Raw genomic sequence first — 1908 nt, 5'->3', positions numbered from 1 at the left:
CGCCAGATACCGGTGATTGCGGACGACTACGTGGACAAGGAATTTGGCACCGGCGTCGTCAAGGTCACGCCGGCGCACGACCAGAACGACTATGCCGTCGGCCAGCGCCACAAGCTGCCCATGATTTGCGTGCTGACGCTGGATGCCAAAATTGAGAGCAATGCGCCTGCGGCCTACATTGGCCTGGACCGTTTTGTGGCCCGCAAAAAGATCGTCGCCGACCTGGCCGAACTCGGCCTGCTGGTCGAAACCAAAAAACACAAGCTGATGGTGCCCCGCTGCACCCGCACCGGCCAGGTGATCGAACCCATGCTGACCGACCAGTGGTTTGTTTCGATGTCAAAACCAGCGTCATCGGGCGTATCCATTGCACAAGGCGCTATCGACGCTGTAGCAAGCGGCCAGGTGCAATTCGTGCCCGAAAACTGGGTCAACACCTACAACCAGTGGATGAATAATATCCAGGACTGGTGCATCAGCCGACAACTCTGGTGGGGCCACCAGATTCCGGCCTGGTACGACGAAGATGGCAAGGTCTACGTGGCCCGCGACGAGGCCGAAGCGCAAGCACAAGCCCCCGGCAAAACGCTGAAGCGCGACGAGGACGTGCTGGACACCTGGTATTCCGCCGCCCTGGTCCCCTTCAGCACCATGGGCTGGCCCGAAAAGACGCAGGACTTTGATCTGTACCTGCCCTCCTCCGTGCTGGTGACGGGCTACGACATCATCTTCTTCTGGGTCGCCCGGATGATCATGATGACCAAGCACTTCACCGGCCAGGTGCCGTTCAAACACGTCTACATGCATGGCCTGGTGCGTGACGCGCAGGGCAAGAAGATGAGCAAGTCCGAAGGCAATGTACTGGACCCGGTGGATTTGATCGACGGCATCGCCCTGGCGCCCTTGCTGGACAAACGCACCGTGGGCCTGCGCAAGCCCGAGACCGCGCCCGCCGTGCGCAAGAACACCGAAAAAGAGTTCCCCGACGGCATCCCCGCCTTTGGGGCCGACGCGCTGCGCTTCACCTTTGCGTCGCTGGCCTCGCTGGGCCGCAACATCAACTTCGACAGCAAGCGCTGCGAGGGCTACCGCAACTTCTGCAACAAGCTGTGGAACGCTACCCGCTTCGTGCTGATGCAGTGCGAAGGCCAGGACTGCGGTGTGGAAGAACACGCGCCCGCCGAATGCGGCCCCGGCGGCTACCTGGACTTTAGCCAGGCCGACCGTTGGATCGTCTCCAAGCTGCAGCAGGCCGAGGCCGATGTGGCCAAAAACTTCAGCGACTACCGCCTGGACCTGGTGGCCAACACGATTTACGACTTCGCCTGGAACGAGTTCTGCGACTGGTACCTGGAAATCGCCAAGGTGCAGATCAACACGGGCAGCGACGCGCAAAAACGCGCCACCCGCCGCACCCTGATCCGCACGCTGGAAGTACTGCTGCGCCTGGCGCACCCGCTGATTCCCTTCATCACCGAAGAGCTGTGGCAAAAAGTCGCGCCCGTCGCGAACCGGGCTGGCGAGTCGATCAGCATCGCCGCCTACCCCGTCAGCCAGCCCGAGCGCATCGATGAGGCGGCCATCGCCCATGTCACCAAGCTCAAGGGCCTGGTGGATGCCTGCCGCAATCTGCGTGGCGAAATGAATGTGTCACCCGCCACCCGCATGCCGCTGTACTGCGTGGGCGATGCCGAGTTCATGCAGCAGGTGGCCCCCGTACTGCAGTCGCTGGCCAAGCTGAGCGAAGTCAAGCTGTTCGACGATGAAGCCGCCTGGCAAGCCGCTGCGCAAGCCGCCCCCACCGTGGTGGCGGGCGACGCGCGCCTTTGCTTGCACATGGAAATCGACGTAGACGCCGAAAAAGCCCGCTTGGGCAAGGAAGCCGCGCGTTTAGAAGGCGAAATCGCC

General features: G+C 62.2%; 1 protein-coding gene. It reads left to right on the top strand.

What is annotated here, in order from left to right; genetic code table 11:
- Positions 1 to 1908, top strand: a 1908-nt coding sequence (locus ABI213_RS10300) for a valine--tRNA ligase (RefSeq protein WP_348026941.1), incomplete at both ends; no start/stop codon positions are given.

This window comes from Rhodoferax sp. (assembly GCF_039922535.1).
Classification (GTDB): domain Bacteria; phylum Pseudomonadota; class Gammaproteobacteria; order Burkholderiales; family Burkholderiaceae_C; genus Rhodoferax_B.
The sequence above is the reverse complement of the archived record's forward strand: the minus strand, read 5'-3'. Positions and strand labels throughout refer to the sequence as shown.